At 52.6% G+C, this 18432-nt stretch carries 11 protein-coding genes; 2 read left to right on the forward strand and 9 right to left on the reverse strand.

Features of this window, described 5'->3' with window-relative positions; genetic code table 11:
- Window positions 1-3: 3 nt before the first annotated feature.
- The 4 genes from ACIPUG_RS15175 to ACIPUG_RS15190 form a co-directional block, all read right to left on the reverse strand.
- Window positions 4-2670, reverse strand: a complete 2667-nt coding sequence (locus ACIPUG_RS15175; RefSeq protein ID WP_400339036.1) for a putative virulence factor — start codon at window positions 2668-2670, stop codon at window positions 4-6.
- Complete coding sequence (locus ACIPUG_RS15180; protein WP_400339037.1) at window positions 2670-5672, reverse strand: virulence factor SrfB; 3003 nt, start codon at window positions 5670-5672, stop codon at window positions 2670-2672. The genes ACIPUG_RS15175 and ACIPUG_RS15180 overlap by 1 nt, the downstream gene beginning before the upstream one ends.
- Window positions 5673-7067 carry an SrfA family protein gene (locus ACIPUG_RS15185; RefSeq protein ID WP_400339134.1) on the reverse strand — a complete coding sequence of 465 codons (1395 nt, stop codon included), beginning with the start codon at window positions 7065-7067 and terminating at the stop codon, window positions 5673-5675.
- Between the two features lie 250 nt (window positions 7068-7317).
- Window positions 7318-8790 (reverse strand): VWA domain-containing protein, encoded by a 1473-nt coding sequence (locus ACIPUG_RS15190; protein ID WP_235208417.1) that lies wholly within the window; start codon window positions 8788-8790, stop codon window positions 7318-7320.
- A 228-nt stretch (window positions 8791-9018) separates the two neighbouring features.
- Here ACIPUG_RS15190 and ACIPUG_RS15195 point away from each other — a divergent pair, with 228 nt between their 5' ends.
- Window positions 9019-10140, forward strand: a complete 1122-nt coding sequence (locus ACIPUG_RS15195; RefSeq protein WP_400339038.1) for a JmjC domain-containing protein — start codon at window positions 9019-9021, stop codon at window positions 10138-10140.
- Between the two features lie 176 nt (window positions 10141-10316).
- Entirely contained in the window at window positions 10317-11477 is a 1161-nt protein-coding gene (locus tag ACIPUG_RS15200) for a lipase family protein (protein ID WP_400339041.1), read from the forward strand.
- Window positions 11478-11553: 76 nt separating this feature from the next.
- On the opposite strand, the gene ACIPUG_RS15205 is transcribed toward ACIPUG_RS15200, so the two are convergent.
- The 5 genes from ACIPUG_RS15205 to aspA form a co-directional block, all read right to left on the reverse strand.
- Complete coding sequence (locus ACIPUG_RS15205; protein ID WP_400339043.1) at window positions 11554-12747, reverse strand: ABC transporter permease; 1194 nt, start codon at window positions 12745-12747, stop codon at window positions 11554-11556.
- The gene (locus ACIPUG_RS15210) at window positions 12741-13856 is read right to left on the reverse strand and encodes an ABC transporter permease (protein ID WP_400339046.1); all 1116 of its coding nucleotides are present in this window, start codon (window positions 13854-13856) and stop codon (window positions 12741-12743) included. Before ACIPUG_RS15210 ends, ACIPUG_RS15205 begins: the two co-directional genes overlap by 7 nt.
- The gene (locus ACIPUG_RS15215; protein WP_039517517.1) at window positions 13856-14854 is read right to left on the reverse strand and encodes an HlyD family secretion protein; all 999 of its coding nucleotides are present in this window, start codon (window positions 14852-14854) and stop codon (window positions 13856-13858) included. Before ACIPUG_RS15215 ends, ACIPUG_RS15210 begins: the two co-directional genes overlap by 1 nt.
- A complete protein-coding gene (locus ACIPUG_RS15220) occupies window positions 14851-16272 on the reverse strand; it encodes a TolC family protein (RefSeq protein ID WP_400339049.1) in 1422 nt (473 codons plus the stop codon). The genes ACIPUG_RS15215 and ACIPUG_RS15220 overlap by 4 nt, the downstream gene beginning before the upstream one ends.
- A gap of 407 nt (window positions 16273-16679) precedes the next feature.
- Window positions 16680-18119 (reverse strand): aspartate ammonia-lyase, encoded by a 1440-nt coding sequence (aspA, locus tag ACIPUG_RS15225; RefSeq protein WP_014913979.1) that lies wholly within the window; start codon window positions 18117-18119, stop codon window positions 16680-16682.
- Between the last annotated feature and the right edge of the window lie 313 nt (window positions 18120-18432).

The following is an 18432-nucleotide window of genomic DNA, read 5'->3' on the forward strand; positions in this document are numbered from 1 at the left end:
AGGTTACTCCTGTGCAGTTTTAATACGGTGAATGATTGCGCCGAGTTTTTCATTTTGTGCCACGCTGATCTCCCGACCCACTGAATGGCCTGCGTTCTCAGCGATCAACGCCTCCAGACCGATCAGCCAATCGATAATAAAAATGGCACTGTAGTTAAGCTGTTGCGGTGTCAGGCATGTGAGACGCTCGTCATCCATCCACTGTACGCTGTCGCATTGCGTCGGGCGGGTGAAAATGGCTTGATCCGGCATGTTGGGGCGAACGGGGCGTTTTGCCTCAGGGACAGTCAAATAACCAAGCCAGGTGACAAAATTGCTCATCACGTGCAGTACGCGTGATACCTGACGTTCGACCATACGTTCGCGGCGAACGCCTGCCTGCTCGGTGTTGGCCATTACGCCAACCAGCGCATCTTCTAGCTTCAGCCGTAATAAACCCGTGATCAGTTCATCTACCAGTTGCACGATGATTGGCCTTGGCAGATTGATGTAGTTCGACATTGCTGGCGTATCTGGCAGGTCGCGTAGATGGTTAATCCAAAGCTGCAATGCCTGGCGAGCAAAGGTGGTTTCATGACTATGCACTGCCGCTACGGGGGTATCGAGACCAAAGGCATCGTCAACGCCGATATCAAAAAAGTCGGCCTCTTCCTCAGCAACGTCCTCCGTTTCCACCGAAATTTGCTGTAGGTAAAGCTCCTGTAGGGATCGCCGTGTGGGGACAAGGCGTGCTAATAGCTCACCGTGCATGCCATTACGTTTTTTCAGTGCGGCGAGAATCTCTTGAGCGATGAGATTTTTTTTCGCAACTTCTTCTTCACCTTCGGGCTGATACCATTTCCCTAATCCCCTTTCTACCAGTTCATCGCGCATATCCTGTAACTGCTCTGCAATGCGCTCCATCTTCACTTCTGGGCGAGCGACTTGAGAGAGGTAATCGGCCATCCGGCGCATCCCCCCGTCATTCAGGTTGAGCATGGCGTCCCAGGCGGCTTCCGGGTTGGCGATATAGCGCGTAACGGCACCATCCTCCAGGAAGGTTTTTCGCATCAGCGCCAGCTGCGCTTTGCTTTCTTCGCGAATGGCGTTTTCTTTCTCGTTCTCTATGTGGATGAACGGGGTTATCTGGCCAGGTTTACGTACTAGAAACGTGTTGTTGAATGCCTGTCCCGGCTGCCACTCCTGCAGCCATTGATATTTACCAAAGCGCTCCGTTATCGCCATTTTGATCATCCCTCCAAGTCCCCAGGACTGACGAAGAATGGCTTCGTCATGGGATAGCCCTTGGCTGATGCGCAAATCAAACATGGTGAGCGCCCATATTAAACCGGGCAATCGGCGTCCGCGTGCCTCTGGGTCTGCGCCCTGCGTATAGTTGATCCACTCATTCAGTATATCACCAACTTCTTTTACATCAGACTGTTTGGTAGACGCGGTGCAAACAACTAATACGTTCATGTCCTGATTTTCAGTATATCGCTCAAAGAGATAGGCGACTTTCCCGCGAAGGATTAACTGCGCAAGCGGGTTACTGTCTTCACTTTTCACTTCCCGACGTATGTCATCCATCGACTCAACGCCCAGACGACCGCGATAACCAGGGAAATCGAGTAGATCCACCGATTCAAAGAGAGATTCACGAGGAGGCGCGAGCAACGGAATATGCAGCTCAACCGTCAGAACGGCCAACTCTGCCAGAGAGATGTCAACGGACGTACCCGCTTGGCCATCCTTCACAGGCGTGACTTCAATACGGACATCAGGTTCTTTATTCAGACGTTCCAGCATATCAACGTTCATAATGCTGTCGTGCTGAACGAGTAAGCCATCTTTTTCCTGTACTAGCGCGTGTAGCGGAGCCCAAACTTCATGCGCGCCGCCCACGCGTTGCAACGTCTGCGCAAACTGGGTGTAGGCTTCGGTTAGCTCCGGTATTTCGCCCCATAGAACAGAAAAAAGCAGCCCGCGATCGTTCGGCGTCAGCCAGGGGGCCAGCACAATCGCCTGAGGCCAATAATGCAATGCCAAACGGCTTTGGCTCTTTCCTGCATGACGACTGAGGTAGTCCCACAGCGATACAACATCATCTTCTGTTACGCCAGGAACCCGAGAGGAACAGCGGCGCTTTGACAGTGCGATCAGCAGGTTGTGGGTTCGCTTTTCATCATACTGCCAGTTAAATTTTTCCTGATTAAAATCATAGATAAACGCATTAGCCAGGATTTTCCCCATCTCTACTTCACTGAAGAGGAGAAGGGAAACGTGTTTATGTTCAGGCGTGTTAGCGGTGCGTCTGCTGAAACGCGTGACTAATCCCGTGGCTTCTTTCCCTCCACCTGGTGGATTGATGTGCTTCAGGAAATCAAGCTGTTTACCGGCAAGTTCTGTCTCCAAGTTACCGTTTTCGCCTGCCGCCAGTGCGGAGATCAAATAGGATTTACCTGCTTGTGATAAACCAAAGAAACCCACCGTCATCGGTTTCGCCGCCGCCTGCGCCAGCCTGCGGGCTTTGTTACGGCTGCGACGTAGGCTAAGCGTTAGGTGATCGGCTTCCTTATCCAGATTCTGAGCGTCTTCACGTACGGCCGCGATCCAGTCAATCGCCTGCTCTGCGCCAGCTTCAACATTGTGCCAGCCCTGAATAATTTGCTTGGAATTGATGGTATTCATTAGCTTTTAACGCTCCCGCTATCCAGCCAGTAATGGGTTTCTCCCATACCGTTACCGACCATAGTGTTCAATTGGAATGCCACATCTTTTCGGCTGTAGTTACGGCGTGCATTCTCCATCTCCAACGATTCAATGCGGAATCGTTCTGGGCTGACGGCCTCTTCACCATTGCGGGGGCGTCCTTGCTCGGCCAGCAACTGCAGACGCATAACCGCATCGCCTGCGAGTTCACTGGCAAGATTGGGGTTGGTTATCTTCAAGGTGTACAGTGCCGATGCAGGCCAGCGCTCATTATCAAGCTGTCGGAAACCAATACGGACTTCACCACGAGACTCAAACCCTTGAGTTTGATTAAGCTGGAAGTTATCGGCATCCAGATCGATATCGCGGTAAAAGACGTTACTGTCTTTAATGACATTGTTACCGTCTAACATGCCCAGATAGCGAATGGTGGAATAGGGCACAAAATTTGCTGTACGGAAGTAAAAATTATTCAGCCTGGAGTTTTCTGCCAGCAGACAGAGCATGGCTCCCACGACGGCGGTAGATTTGGGATCATCAATGCATCCCTTTTTGTTAAACGGATACCAGCCGCCAGTTTCATACCCATGTAGTGGAAGAACGCGTGACGGTGGCACGGGTTGTAGCTGGCGGATCAGTGCTTGAATACCGGGCAAGCGTGATGGACGACCGGTCAGCAACAAGATATCGCAGTTGTAATGCCACAGGACTTCACATAGCGCACGTAGGCTGTGACAAATGTTCATCCGACCACTACGCGGATTGATAAATTCGTTGTGCAGTTGGGATAAATCGACTTCTAACGGAACATCAAGGATCGAGAACGGGAGACTGTTATCAGACTGTCCAGAGCGAACAGCATCGTTCACATAGCCCTGCACTTTTTGCGTCGGTACGTTTATCTCCAGCAGTTCACGGAACGTGTAACTCAGAAGTTCACGTCCTTCATCCGGCTGATATTCTTCGTAGCGGTGTAAAATCGCCAATGCCAACGGCGCGAAAATTTGCAACGTCAATTGCTGGCGCAATACCTGCTTGCCTGCCTCAATCGATTCGCTGCCAAACAGTTGTGACATGATTGATTCGGACGCAATATCGCTGTGTCCTACTTTCATCATCGCGGCTTTTACCGCTGGCTGCAGATAAAGGCGGATGACATCGAGCAGAATATCGTCTCCCGCGACTTTAAACCCTTCACGGAATAGCTGTTTGGGGATGATGCGTACGTTAATACCCTGGCCTTCATCCAGGGTATAGCGGGAAATCACCAGGTCTGTTGTTCCTCCACCAATATCGATCGAGGCAACTTTCAGGCTGCGTTTTTCCGTTCCTGATATCTGGTTATCTGGGCGACGGGTGGCGGCAAAAAATTCGTCGGTGCGCCCACCAAAATAATTTTGTGTCTCGTTATACAGGTAGACAAGTTGCCCACAGGTCGCCTCATCCCATTTGACATGTACGCCCGGGTGGGGATGCTTCAATTGCTGCGGATCGTTGCCTTCATATTCCATCGCTTCCCAGCCGAGAGATTTCCACACCAGACGAATCGCATCGTGCATGCTTTGTTCGAAAATGGCGCGCTCGGGTTTTGGCATGGCTGGTGGTACGGTCATAATGACATTACGCAACCGACGTGGCGTGCTGGCATGGTTCATTTTCAACCGTTGTGCTGGGCTGTTAATTTGCATTAGCGCCTGACTCAGCACTTCTGACAGCATCATGGTCATTAGCGAACTGCGGCTGTAGATCGGTGAAAATACGGGCATCCGTTCATCTTCGGGAACACGGATCAATAATTTGCCCTGATCGTTAAGCATGTAGAGCAAGGGAGCGGCAGTCGCCAGCGGTTCACGATCTGATTTCACGAAGGCCTGACTGAATCGCCAGCCTGGCGAATAGGATTGATCGTCCCAGAGGTATCGCTTCGGACTGGAAATGCCCGTTGAGCCTTCGGTACCAAGACGTTGGGCCGCCATGCGAAATGCTTCACCGCCAACTCGACCGATTGTCGGCCAGGTAAAGGCATCGCTACGCCCACTCTTTAGAGAGAAATCCTGCTTACCAAATTCCGCCTGAGCAAACTCCAGACGGCTGTCAAACGGTTCATTATAGACATACTGGGGTTGACTGAGATCGCGCAACTGCAACTGATAGAGTTGTGATAATCCCTTGTTATCATCACGATGCTCTTCAATAAGGATGCCGCAACTTCGTGAGTTACCAATATCTAGCACCAAATCGACCGGGATTGCCGTATCGCGAATTTTGACGTCGTTAACCTGTACTTCCGGGATGTGAATGGTGTCGGCCAGTACACTGAGAAGATTCAGGTAATGCGCCTGATGTTCTTTAAGCGCCAGTTTTTCTTCATTGTCTTCATAGTGTTGGCGTAACCGCTCCTGAGCCTGAGTGGTGTAGACATCCTTCAACCACTCCTCTACCCATTGCTGGGAAAGAAAGTCGCCCATTTCGTGCACGTGTTTGGCCAACGCAAAACCCGCACCAGAACGCACGTCATCTTCACTGGGAGCCAGATACTGGGTATTGGTGCGATCGGGGAAAATTTTGGTATCAAAAGTCAGGATGGCACGCCAGGTGTTGCCTTTATCGTCCGGCTCGGCCAGTTCATGAAATTGAACGCGGGCCCAGTTTGCTGGCCCTTGTGAAAAGGCGCGTGGCGGGTTGAAACGGAAAAAGGGGAGAGGGAACCAAATTCCCTGATACAGCCGTAATGAGTCTTCAATTGCCAGAGAATACTCGGACTCGACGGAACGTGGCGCTTCGTTATCCTGCGTCGGAATGTGGTATCTATCTTCGCGCTCGTTATAGGCCAGTCGCAGAATAGGGCCGTCACCTTGTTGGCGTAGAAATTCACCGTACTCTTTGCGTGGAGGTAGCGTAAAAGCAAAATCAAGAAATTGGATCCCGCTGTCACGAATGAGTTTGACCTGTTTTTTAAAATCAGTGATTTCAGCCAGCATTTAGTTACTTGCCTCCTGCTTCATCGAGATAGGGAAAAGAGTATTGGCATCGTAACGGCCTTTACAATCCGCGATATTTTTCGCGCCAGGCGTGCAGAGGATTTCTGGCATCTGATAAACCGATCCATCGGTGCACTGGGCTTCACCTTGGTTATTAATGGTGAGCTGACCTGAACGCGTCAGTGCATTAATTACCCCTTTGCAAGAGACGCCATCACCACGCACCATCCGTACTTCACCTTTGCCACCTTTGATCTGGTAGCTTAGGCTCAGAGGCTTACCCGTGCGCCCATCCTGAATACCCGCGCCGGCATGCCAGCGTCCGTTCAGAAAAGCCGTATTGCCTTGTGCAAGTGCCTCCTGTGGCAGGCTCAGCGGCGTTTGAGTTCCTGTCGTCGTATTTACGGTTCCGGAAGCGGCCGAAAGAGAGGGATCAAGTGCGGCAGTTGGAGCCTGTGTCGGTGGTGTACCTTCCGATAGTGTACCTTCCGCTAATGGTGTTCCTAACTGAGGGATATTTAGCTTCCCTGAGTCAGTATTGGCAGATATCGCTGTAGATATTTCGCCACTGACTGAACTGATACTGGATGCTGTCATAGTCAGGCTTGTACCTTCCATCGTCGTGGAAGCCGTTGGCAGTTCTGGTTTATTCAGGTTTATTGCCGGTAACTCGGGTCCCTTCATGCTGAAGCTGGGGAGGGGAATCGTGATGCCCGGAACACAACCGCGCAGCAGAAGCAGTGCCAGTAATAGAAGCAGCAGCAATGGTAGTAACCAGGACAGCCAGACAGGTAGTCGCCGCCGTGCATTGTGCCGAGCAGGGGGAGCCGAAGCGTTAATGCCAGCATCCGTCGTAGCAGAGGGCATGCTTACCGTAGCGGCTGTGGTTGTAGCCGGAATTGTTGTAGCCGGAATTAATGGTGCCGCAGTACGTAAGCAGTCCAGCGGGTCGAGTCTGGATTGCTGCTGAGCGTTCACGAATCCCCAGAAACTGATCACAGGTTTTCCAGCCACGAGCCAGACGTGCTGCTGATCGGGAAACTGTAACGCTTTTTCCAATAATTGGCCGAATAACCGCTGTTCTGGTTGAGTATTTCGACGCTGCTCTTCGCTTAGCTGGCGCAATGCTGCCTGACTGACTTCTAGCTGGCTTAGCGCGGCCTGACGTTCACTGTCGGTAGCGGCAGACCATGGAATGATGTCACCCGAAAATGGCGCATACCAATCGATGCGATTGCCATGCTCATTGATTTGGGGGATAGCGAGGGTATCCGCTATAACGTGCTGTTTTCGCAAACGCAGTGTTTCACGAAGCTGCAATGCTGAAATATGCACCGCTTGTCCGTTTTCGCCCATGGACTGATATTTATCGAGCTTATCACTACACAGAAACATCTCTTTCACGTTTGCAGGCCTTTGCTTGTGTTAATAAAAAAGTAAAAAGACGCGATATAATCTGTTCGAGATCGTTAAAAATGCCGCGTACGAGTAAGTTGATTAGCCTCTATGCTAAAAAACTATCGATGTTTCATTGGTATCGTTCAGGTAGAACACATCTATCCCACTGATTGGAATAGATGTGTTCTTTGGCACTGAATTGTTTTCTTTGCGACGACGCTTCCGTTGCTATGAGGACTCAGCCCTGCTATTCACACCCTTCAGGAATATACTCTTTCATGGCCTTATTCATGATATTGCTGAACTCCTGAGTATTGTTCACGGCAAAAACACTACCGCCAGTATTGGCGGCAATGCAATTTCCTGCGCCTGTACTGAGGATATCAACAACATTGATTTGTAGCCGAGGTTTGCTTTTTTTCAGTTGTTTAGCGACTGCACACGGATCGCCGCCACAGGTTTCCTCTCCATCGGTGACGAGCAGGATGATCGCATCACGATTGACACCATCGACCAGTTTACCAGCATGTACCAATGCTTCTGCCAGAGCCGTTTTGCCTAGCGGTTCAATGCGATTGATCCGGTTTTTCAATTCTGTACGCCGCGATGGCGGGAATGGCCCAGAGACGCTGACCTGACGGCAATCGGCTGCGGCCACCAGGCTGATATTCATATCGTTGGGTAATTTATCAATAATATTACTTGTTGAACGGCGTGCGAGGCTGATCCGGCGCGGTTCACGTTCAACGTTCCCGAGGAGTGTCAAGCTTGCCACCCAAAGATCTATCTCATCCTGCGTGGCATCCATACTGACTGCCATTGAACCGGATGCATCAAGAACAACCACCACTTCTGGAGCCTGCTGAACGGTACGCTGTGCCGGACAAAGTGCCTTAGTGGATAGCGGAGGTGTTGGCGGTATGACTTTTTTGGGTGGCACGGGTTTTTGGGGTTGTACAGGTTCCGCCGGTGTTAACGGTTCGGGTGGTTGTACGGGTTCTGCTTGCTTAACAGGCTCTGTTGGCGTGACAGGTTCTGCCTGCTTAACAGGTTCCGTTGGTGTGACGGGTTCTGCTTGTTGTAACGGTTCCGTCGGCGTCACTGGCAGGCAGCCACGCAATAAGAACAGAGCCAATACGACCAGCAATAATAACAGCAGTAGCCACGGCCACCAGATACGGCGAGGTGTGACTACTGGGGGAGCTATCGTCACTGGAGGGGGCGACAGCTCCGTCATGACAGGCTGACCACCAATCACCCAAATGCTTGAATCAGCAGGCTGCTGGCTGGCAAAAGTCAGCAGCCGCAGCACATCTTCAGGTACACGACTGTCTTGAGCTAATTTATCCTTTAACTCACTGATTATTTGCTGTTTTTGTTTTAACAGCGCTTCTGCTCGCCCCCTTTCTGGTGCGGGCAGATCCGTCAACCGTATCGGCTGACCATTCATCTCGCTATACCATTCGATAGCACCATCATCGGCTTGTACTGGGCGTGCAAATATATTTCTGTGGGCCAGCGATAAATGTGGTTCAACGGCGGAAAGCATCGCGGAATAGCATGTCATCTGCCATTGTAAGTTCGATGATTGTTCAACAGTCCTTGTTATTCTTATCATTTGGGCAGCAACGCTATCGATGTAAGTAGATTGATCTGATTGAAAATGAAAGCCAATATAGCTTATATAAAGGATGTTAATAAGATTAATCTTACTTGGCAACCTCTAAAATTTGAGATAAGTCAATCCAATACACCATTGTTTGCTTAAGCTTACAAACGCTGTTGCATCGGGTTATTTGCTGCATTTTCTGGCTGGCGAGTGACGCAAGATTCGCCACTACTCTACTTTTTACCCCGCTGAACATCCGCCCATTGACCAATGACAAGGTAGCGCTGGTAGCCCCTTCTTTATAATCAGGCCCGTTTCTCTTCTCACTGGTGTGGACGCATGGCTTACCAACTTAACCTTAATTGGCCCGAATTCTTAGAAAAATACTGGCAAAAACAACCTGTTGTATTGAAGAATGCTTTCCCGAATTTCATCGATCCGATTACGCCGGATGAGCTGGCGGGTCTGGCGATGGAGCCGGAGGTCGATAGCCGTTTGGTCAGCCATAAAAATGGTCAGTGGCAGGCCAGCAACGGGCCGTTTGAGCATTTTGATAATCTGGGTGAAACCGGCTGGTCGCTGCTGGCTCAGGCGGTGAACCACTGGCATGCGCCGTCTGCTGAACTCGTGAGCCCGTTCCGCGTGTTGCCGGACTGGCGTTTAGATGACCTGATGATCTCCTTTTCCGTACCGGGCGGCGGCGTGGGTCCGCATATCGATCAGTACGATGTCTTCATCATTCAGGGGATGGGCAGCCGCCGTTGGCGTGTTGGTGACAAGCTGCCGATGCGTCAGTTTTGCTCGCATCCTGCGTTGCTGCATGTCGATCCTTTCCCACCGATCATTGATGAGGATCTTGAGCCGGGCGATATTCTCTATATTCCACCAGGCTTCCCGCACGATGGCTTCACGCATGAAACCGCACTTAACTACTCCGTGGGGTTCCGTGGACCGAACGGCAGAGACTTAATCAGCAGCTTTGCTGACTACGTGCTGGAGAACGATCTCGGCGGTGAGCACTACAGCGATCCTGATTTGACCTGTCGGGAACATCCGGGGCGGGTTGAGGACTATGAGTTTGACCGTCTGCGCGAGATGATGATCGACGTGATTAATCAGCCAGAAGCGCTGAAAGCGTGGTTCGGTCGCTTTGTGACGACACCGCGCCACGAGCTGGATATCGCGCCGGCAGAACCGCCCTACAAGCCGGATGAGGTTGTGTGGGCGTTGATGGACGGCGGTGTGTTGACGCGTCTGAGTGGACTGCGCGTTCTTGAAGTCGGCGGTAGCTACTTCATCAACAGCGAACGGCTGGACACGGTCGATCCGAAAGCGGCGGATGCGCTGTGTCGTTACACCGTTCTCGGTAAAAAAGAGCTGGGTGCGGCGCTGAAAAATCCGGCATTTGTGGTTGAATTAACCGGGTTGGTTAATCAAGGATATTGGTTCTTTGACGAATAACACGCTTCTTAGTTGCGGCCTCCGAGAGCATTATTGCATGGTGTGGCTTGAGGCCGCCTCCTATCGTATGAAGGGTCTTCTATTGCTAGCAATTAGTGATTTATTGAATTAATTGGTAATGAATAACTGAGCTATCTTCTAGGGGAATGTGAATTCAATCACCCTGGAGAGATGTCATGTTCTATTTTCCTCAGATGCTGCGAAAACTCCTGACGTTATTTCTCATTATATCCGTTGGTATGATCCCTCTGCTTTCCTCGGCAGAAACAACGTCTCCTGGCTCGTTAGTAGAAAAAACGACGCTGGATGCGAAAAATGGCTTACAGGAGGCGGCAGAACAGTATCTGATTCGATACCGTTCGTTGAGTGGTGTGGATGGAAAAAGCCCACGGGAAGATACCGCTGCCGTTTTCATCCCGAAAGGCGAAACGCCAAAAGGGGGCTGGCCTGTCGTGGTATGGACGCATGGGACGGTGGGCGTGCAAACAACCTGTGCCCCTTCTCTTAATCCGCATTCAGGGCGTGATGGGCAGTATCTGAATACGTGGCTGTCTCTGGGGTTTGCCATCGTGGCGCCGGACTATGCGGGGCTCGGGTCTGCCGGTTTGCATCACTACCTCAATGCGCGTGGAGAAGCGTGGAGTGTGTTGGACAGCGTGAAAGCTGCGCTTAATGCATTCCCGCTACGCAATCAGTTGACCCTTGTGGGGCAGTCGCAAGGGGCACATGCGGCCTTTGCGAGCGCAGGCTACCAGCCTGACTATGCGCCGGATCTGCATATTGTCTCAACGGTGCTGACCGGCGTACCTTATTTTGACGATAAGACCTCTGCTGCGGCAATTTTTGCCGGGGATGCAGGGGTGAAAGAGGGTGGCGATCCTAAGATTCCCTATGCGATGTACATCTATCTGTCCGCTGCCGACACGACAAAAGGGCTGAATGTTGATGATTATTTTACGCCGAAAGCCGCTGCTGATGTGTCCGCCGCGCGTGAAATGTGTATCGACGAATTAACGAAAAAAGTGATGGATGATGGCCTGAATGCGGGCAATAGCCTGAAGCCTGCAACACAGGGATTACTGGAAAGTCAGACGCCAAGTTTGCGCTATAGCACCCTAAAAATCGCCCATCCGGTATTCATTGGAACCGGCACGCAGGATATTGATGTGCCCACCATTATGCAGCGCGTATTCGCGCGTGACGTGGCTAAAGCAGGAACGTCGGTTGAGATGCATGAATATAAAGGGCTAGATCACACTGGAACCATGAATGTTTCACTGCGTGACTCGGTTCCTTTCGTACTGAGAAATTTGCACGCTGACGCGAAAAAACACTAAGCGGTGCTTTTACCTCAACGTCCCGGTGCGGCTGCCGGGACGTTATTCTCTCGCTATCGGTTACTTGTTCTGTTTATCAATCGCGTGCCAGCCATCGACGTGTGGCCTGATTTTCCCGGCGGTACTGCTGTTGCCGATACCCTAGCATGCCCCACGCCAACAGGCCGTACAACGCGGCCAGCATCCACAAATGCCACCACAATGCGCCGATTTGGGCAAAGTCAGCCCCCATCTGATTAAGACGCAATATTCCCTGAATCGTGAAGACCGCGGGTACCCACTGCGCCAGCCAGTTCAGAGGCGCGGGAATCATTTCAACGGGCCAGATGAAGCCAGAAAGAAACACTATCGGAATGGAAGACAGCAGCACCGCCTGACTGGGGAGATCTTTGCGCGTAAAAGCCGCCCCCAACACCACACCGAGCCATAGCGTCGAGAGCAGAAAGGGCAGCGCAAACAGCAGCAGTTGGCTCATGCTGGCTTCGCGTGCAATGCCGTAGGCATCGAGACAAAAACCGAGCATGTAGAGTAGCGAGAGCAGATAGGCTCCGCCAATGACCAGTGTACGGGCCAGCAGCAAACGCCACGGTGTCGCGGATTGCCAGTAGCGAACCTCGCCAGACCGCGTGCGCTGATTTTGTCCGGCACCGAGCAGCCCGCATCCCATCAGCAAAATCTGGTGCAGGATCAACATGAAGACACCGGGAACCACGTAATCGACGTAGCCCATGGTGGGGTTAAATACCGGCACGACATTCAAAGAGGTTGCCTGCCACTGTGAGCTGGCGGCGGGTATGCCTTCCCCCTGAGCCAGCAGCCGGGTGACTTTTACCTGTGCGCCCGCGGTACCGCCGACGGTTGCCAGAGACTGCGCGATTGCGCCGTAGATCAGGAAGTAGCTGGCATCCGCCGAGTAACTGACCGTGACGCTTTTTCCCTGCATGATATCGCGATAGAAGTGGCGTGGAATGTAGAGGATCCCTTTTGCTTCGCCGTGCAGAAGCAGCGCTTTGGCTTCATCCAGCGTGTTGCGCTGCGCCACCAGCCGTACCTCCGGCGTGGAATCGGCCATAAACGCCAGACGCCGTGAGAGCTGAGTGCCATCTTCATCAACCAGCACCACTGGCAGTTCGCGCGGCGTCTGGGCGAGGTAAGGGCGCGGATAGAGAAAGGAATAGAGCAGAATCCCGCCGAACAGGGTGAGCAAGATTGTCGGATCGCGCAGTAAGCTGCGCAGCTCAAACCGGATGAGGGTGGTGAGGGTCAGCATGCTACCTCCTTGCCACGGGGACGGTAGCGCCACAGTGTAAGCGGTAGCAGCAGCCAGAATAGGGCGAGCGCTGCCAATGCGGGCGCGATCTGAATGAGTCCTGCACCGTAGCTGGTGATGGCAATCGCGATATCGCCATAGTGCGCGACGGGCAGCAATTGTCGCCAGAACGTGGCGAATGTCTCCATCGCTGCCGCCGGAAAGGTGATGCCCATAAATGCCAGCCCGGGAGCCATTAGCGCCCCGACAATGGAAACGGCGCGTGCCGGATCGCGGATCAGCGCATAGAAAGCCATACCCAGTGCGACGCAGGCACCAGCGGTCACGCCAATCGAGACAAATAGCAACAGCGCTGAGCCGTTAAGCGGGTAATCAAGCAAGCTATACAGCGCATAGCTCCAGACGCCACCCCATGCCCAGCCGATCAGCCAGTGCGTCAGGAATTTAGCGCCGATGGCGGCGCGGTTTTCCGGCACCCAATGTGCCCCGTGCCGATCCTCCCGAGCCAGCGTATTCAGGCCGTATAGCGCGAGCAGAATCGACCAGATCGAGGGGATAATCGCGTTCAGCAAAAACTGGGCGTAGTTGGAATTTTGGTTAAACAGCGCAGTAATCTGTCCACCAATCGGCATCGCTAGCCCTTTAGCTTCGGGAACGGCCGCACCTTGAGCCAGCGCCTGCACCACGGCGATCTGCCCGTTGAACGTCCCCGCGACCTGCGCCAGCGAGCTGTTGATGACCTTTGCAATCAGCACAAACTGCCCGTTATTCCAGGCTGTGATGGTGGGTAAGGTTCCCAGTCGGATGTCGCGCTCAAAGTGGCGTGGGATGACCACCAGTGCGTAGATCTCGCCGCCGCGTAACGAGGCTGAGCCTTCCGTCACTGTCGAGAATTGATGGTTCAGGTTGAAAGACGGCGAAGCATGCAGCTCTCTGGCAAACTGGCGCGACATCGTGCTGTTATCCAGATCGACCAGACCAATGGGGAGTTCGCGCACAATCGCCCCTGATAGCGTCCACCAGGTAATCAGCATGGTGACAAGCGGCAGCCAGAGCGCTAAAGCCATTCCCCAGCGGTCGCGCCACAGCGCTCTCCATTCGCGCATCATCACATTTCTACCAGTGCGCTCATGCCGACACGCAGCCCGCTAATCGGTTGAATCGGACGCGCCTCCACTTCGAACGTCCGCATATCGAATCCTTGTCGGGTGTCCGTTGCCCGCCACGTGGCGAAGTCACCCATGACGGAAACGTAAGACACCTTAAACCGGAATATCTGGTTGTTCAGCGCTGGGATACGCGCTTCAAATTCGGTGCCCATCGCAAAGCGTTCAAGCAGATCCTCGCGTACCGCCAGTTGGATCCAGATGTCGCTCATGTCCAACAGCGTGACCACGGGAAAACCCTGTGGCGCAATTTCGCCGCTGCGCAGCAGCACATTGCTAACCTCACCAGTGTGCGGACTGACGACGCGCGCCTCTGCCAGATAGGCTTCCACCTCGGCGACGGAACCGGCGGCCATACGGACTTTTTCCTCTGCCGCTGCCTGGGTTTCTTTCCGCGTGCCTTCCAGCGCCATTTGATATTCCTGCCACGCCATTCCTTCGGTATAGCGCGCGGCATCCCATGAGGCTTTAGCTTCATCCCGTTTTTGCAGCGGCAGCACGCCTTCCTGATAGAGATTCTGCACGCGCAGATAGGTCTTATGACTGAGTTCGGAACCGGCTTTGGCTTTTTGCCACTGATCTTTGGCGGCGGCGATCTGCTGTTCACGTGCGCCTTTTTTGGCTTCCAGCGCCACCGCTCCTGCTGCGGCTTCACCCGCTTTTGCCTGTTCCAGCTTCGCGTCCAGTTCTGGCGTCAGGAGCGTGAAGACGAGATCGCCGACGTCAAGCTGCTGGCCTTTTTGTACCTGCACCTCTGCGATACGGCCAGCTACTTTTGATGACACCGAATACTGCTGTGCTTCGATTTGCCCTTGAAGCCGTATCGGTTCGGGCTGATAGGCGAGCCAGAAGCGATAGGCTATCCAGACAATCACAATCAACAGAACGGCCTGAAGGAGCCATTTGCGTTTTGCACGTGAAGGGCGCTGGGGCTGTGTCATGGCGTCACCTGTATAGCGTATTGGGTCTGGTAATCAGAGAAGCGGTTTATCTGGCCGGAAATCGCCATCAATCTGGCGATGGACACCACGTAACGATAGGCCGCAGAGGCGCGCTGTGTTTTGGCTCCAGCGAGTTGGTTTAGCGCATCCACGACGTCCAGTGAGGTAGACATGCCCTGCGTAAACGCCTTATTACGTAGCTGGACGTTCTCTTCGGCCAGTTTTTCCGTTGAGGACAGAGAATTGAACTCTTCCAGCGCCAGTCGAGCCTCTCGCCACGTACTCTCGACGACTATTTCAAGGTTCTGGCGCATATCGGCTTCCAGATAGTTAACCTGCATTTCTGCGCTTTTCGCGGCGGCGATGTTGTCGGAACGGCCTTCGCGGCTGATGAGCGGGACGGAAACGCCGACGCCCACCATCCAGTCTGGCGTCGTTCTGGCGGCCAGCGTGTCCTGCTCATAGAGCTGATAGTTGCCGAATAGGAATACGTCAGGAGCGTATTTGGCGCGTTCAATACGGATAAGATCCTTGGCCTGATCGCGCTTGGCAGAGAGCACTTTTAGGCCGGGATGGGTATTGAGCGTTTGCTTCACCAGCGCAGGCAGTTCGGGAAGCGCTTTGTTGACGAACAGCGGAGAGGAAGGCGTTGCGCCTTCGGTTTTGATGAGCTTGGCGAAGACCATTTCGGTGGTCTCCAGGCTCCGCCGTGCCTTTTGCGTTTCGATACGCGCCATGTCATAAGCCGATTGGGCAGACAGCACTTCGACTCGGGCGATTTGGCCCTGTGCTTCCAGCTTGCGGGCGTGTTCGTAGTGTTGTGCCATGCCTTTCTCGATATCCTGACGCGTCTTCATTACCTGATGCGCCATCACCACGCCGTAGTAAGTCTGTGCTAGCGCCTCAAACTGCGCCAGCGTGCGGACGATCAGCCTTTGCTCTGCCTCATTGACCTGCGCGGCACGAATCGACTGAGCCGCATCAATCCGGCCTCCGGTGAATAACGGCCAGACGACCTGAACGGAGCTGGTGACCACATTTTGTTCTGTGAAGCGGGTGACGAAGGGATTGCCACTGGTATTAATCAGCTGATTAAGCGCGGCGAAGATGTCCCGGTGGTTCGACAGCGGGTTTAAGTCGCGAGCGTCCAGCTCGACAGGTTTGTCGAGGCGCGTATAGCTTGCGCCCACGTTGACCTGCGGCCAATAGAGCCCTTTGGCGGATTCCTTCAGGAACTGCGCGCGATCGACCCCAGCGTGTTCAGCGGCAATGCTGTCATCGCTCTGCAACAGGCGGGCCCAGGCCTGATTAAACGAGATGGTTTGCCCCAATGCCGTGGACGACCAGCACTGCAACAGCAGCAGTGCGACGGGGAAATAAGTCAGAAGCCGGATTTTGCCGTGTGTTATTCGAGGCATGCCAGGTGAAATCATCCTTTTACCCAAATACCGTCAAATTAATAAAAATAAGCCCGCTGAAAAAGCACAAGGCTTGTCCGTGTGCAGATGGTGATAATGGCTGTAAAAACGCGTCTGGCGGCAGGTAAACAAACCGCGTATGGCGTCTGATATGTTCCGTATTATTTTTCGGGGATGATTTAGTGTTGGTCTAAATTCCCAATTATTCAAATAATAGAAGGGGTTAAATTGGAAATTTATTTTTAGGGAAGCGGTGCAGCGGGAAATAAGTCACGGTATATCGGTGATGCCAGTATGTAAGCGGGAAAAATAATATCGCCATACTGTAAATAATAAGCAAAGAAAAGGCCCGACGTTTCCCTCGGGCCTGTGTGACAACTAGCAACAATAATGACGGAAAATGAAAATTAAACGGCTTCGTTTTCGTCGGTGTAGCGTTTGGCTTTGTAGGCCGGGTGCATCAGGTTCTGGATGGAGAAAATATCGTCCAGCTGTTCTTCGGTCAGCAGGCCGCGTTCCAGTACCACTTCACGCACGCTTTTACCGGTTTCGGCACAGATTTTCCCAACGATATCGCCGTTGTGATGGCCGATGAACGGGTTCAGGTAGGTCACGATACCGATAGAGTTGAAGACGTAAGCTTCACACACTTCTTTGTTAGCGGTGATGCCGTCAACGCATTTTTCCAGCAGGTTGTAGCAGGCGCTGGACAGAATCTGGATGGATTCGAACATCGCTTGGCCGATAACCGGTTCCATCACGTTCAACTGCAGCTGACCCGCTTCTGCCGCCATGGTGACGCAGGTATCGTTGCCGATGACTTTGAAGCAGACCTGATTGACCACTTCTGGTACGACTGGGTTAACTTTGGCTGGCATGATGGACGAGCCTGCCTGCAGTTCCGGCAGGTTGATTTCGTTCAGGCCAGTGCGCGGACCGGAAGACAGCAGGCGCAGGTCGTTACAGATCTTCGACATTTTAACCGCGACGCGTTTCAGGGCGCTGTGCATCATCACGTAAGCGCCGCAGTCGGAGGTCGCTTCGATCAGGTCTTCAGCCGGTACGCAAGGCAGGCCGCTGACTTTTGCCAGATGTTGAACGGCCAGCTTCTGGTATTCATCCGGCGTGTTCAGTCGTGTACCGATGGCGGTTGCGCCCAGGTTCACTTCCAGCAGCAGCTCGGCGGTGCGCAGCAGGTTGCGATTTTCTTCTTTCAGTAGCACGTTGAACGCGTGGAATTCCTGACCGAGGGTCATCGGTACGGCGTCCTGCAACTGGGTGCGGCCCATTTTCAGGATGTTTTCGAACTCTTTCGCTTTGCGCTCAAAGCCATCGCTCAACTGGGTAATCGCTTCGACCAGTTTCAGGATAGAGGTGTACACCGCGATACGGAAGCCGGTTGGGTAAGCATCGTTGGTGGACTGGCATTTGTTCAGGTGGTCGTTCGGGTTCAGGTATTGGTATTCACCTTTCTGGTGACCCATCAATTCCAGACCGATATTCGCCAGCACTTCGTTGGTGTTCATGTTGACTGACGTACCCGCGCCGCCCTGATAGACATCGACAGGGAATTGGTCCAGGCATTTACCGTTATTTAGCACTTCATCACAGGCTTGCAGAATGGTATCGGCAATTTTACGTGGGATGGTTTGCAGTTCTTTATTCGCCAGCGCGGCCGCTTTTTTTACCATCACCATCGCGCGGACAAATTCTGGAATATCACTGATGGTGCTATTGCTGATATAAAAGTTCTCAATCGCACGCAGCGTATGGATACCATAATAGGCATCGGCAGGGACTTCACGTGTACCTAACAGGTCTTCTTCAATACGGATATTCGTTGACATGGTTCTTCTTCCTTTTTCTTGTTCGATGTACATAGCATCGTTTTCAATATTAAGACTATGATTTTTTAGGGTTTGTCTTTCCTGTTTTTTGATTTTCAGGTAACACGAACCCATCACGATTTGTATAAAATCATGACTAAAAAGCGTTCTCGGGGAGACGAACATTGAATTAGCATCGTTAAATGGCTAGTGGTGGATATTTTCCTCCATTTTCTGTCTCCCAATCGTTAATAGTTATACCCGTCATACTTCAAGCCGCATGTGCGTTGGCTACGTTCATTCACCCGAATCACTTACCTGAGTAAGCTCATCG

It is taken from the genome of Pectobacterium sp. CHL-2024 (assembly GCF_044751765.1).
In the GTDB taxonomy this organism is placed as follows: domain Bacteria; phylum Pseudomonadota; class Gammaproteobacteria; order Enterobacterales; family Enterobacteriaceae; genus Pectobacterium; species Pectobacterium brasiliense.

Coding starts and splice junctions, on each gene's coding strand:
- ACIPUG_RS15205 (WP_400339043.1), bottom strand. CDS start 12,747: ATGCTGACCCTCACCACCCTCATCCGGTTTGAGCTGCGCAGCTTACTG.
- ACIPUG_RS15175 (WP_400339036.1), bottom strand. CDS start 2,670: ATGAATACCATCAATTCCAAGCAAATTATTCAGGGCTGGCACAATGTT.
- ACIPUG_RS15185 (WP_400339134.1), bottom strand. CDS start 7,067: ATGTTTCTGTGTAGTGATAAGCTCGATAAATATCAGTCCATGGGCGAA.
- ACIPUG_RS15195 (WP_400339038.1), top strand. CDS start 9,019: ATGGCTTACCAACTTAACCTTAATTGGCCCGAATTCTTAGAAAAATAC.
- ACIPUG_RS15180 (WP_400339037.1), bottom strand. CDS start 5,672: ATGCTGGCTGAAATCACTGATTTTAAAAAACAGGTCAAACTCATTCGT.
- ACIPUG_RS15215 (WP_039517517.1), bottom strand. CDS start 14,854: ATGACACAGCCCCAGCGCCCTTCACGTGCAAAACGCAAATGGCTCCTT.
- ACIPUG_RS15220 (WP_400339049.1), bottom strand. CDS start 16,272: ATGCCTCGAATAACACACGGCAAAATCCGGCTTCTGACTTATTTCCCC.
- aspA (WP_014913979.1), bottom strand. CDS start 18,119: ATGTCAACGAATATCCGTATTGAAGAAGACCTGTTAGGTACACGTGAA.
- ACIPUG_RS15200 (WP_400339041.1), top strand. CDS start 10,317: ATGTTCTATTTTCCTCAGATGCTGCGAAAACTCCTGACGTTATTTCTC.
- ACIPUG_RS15210 (WP_400339046.1), bottom strand. CDS start 13,856: ATGATGCGCGAATGGAGAGCGCTGTGGCGCGACCGCTGGGGAATGGCT.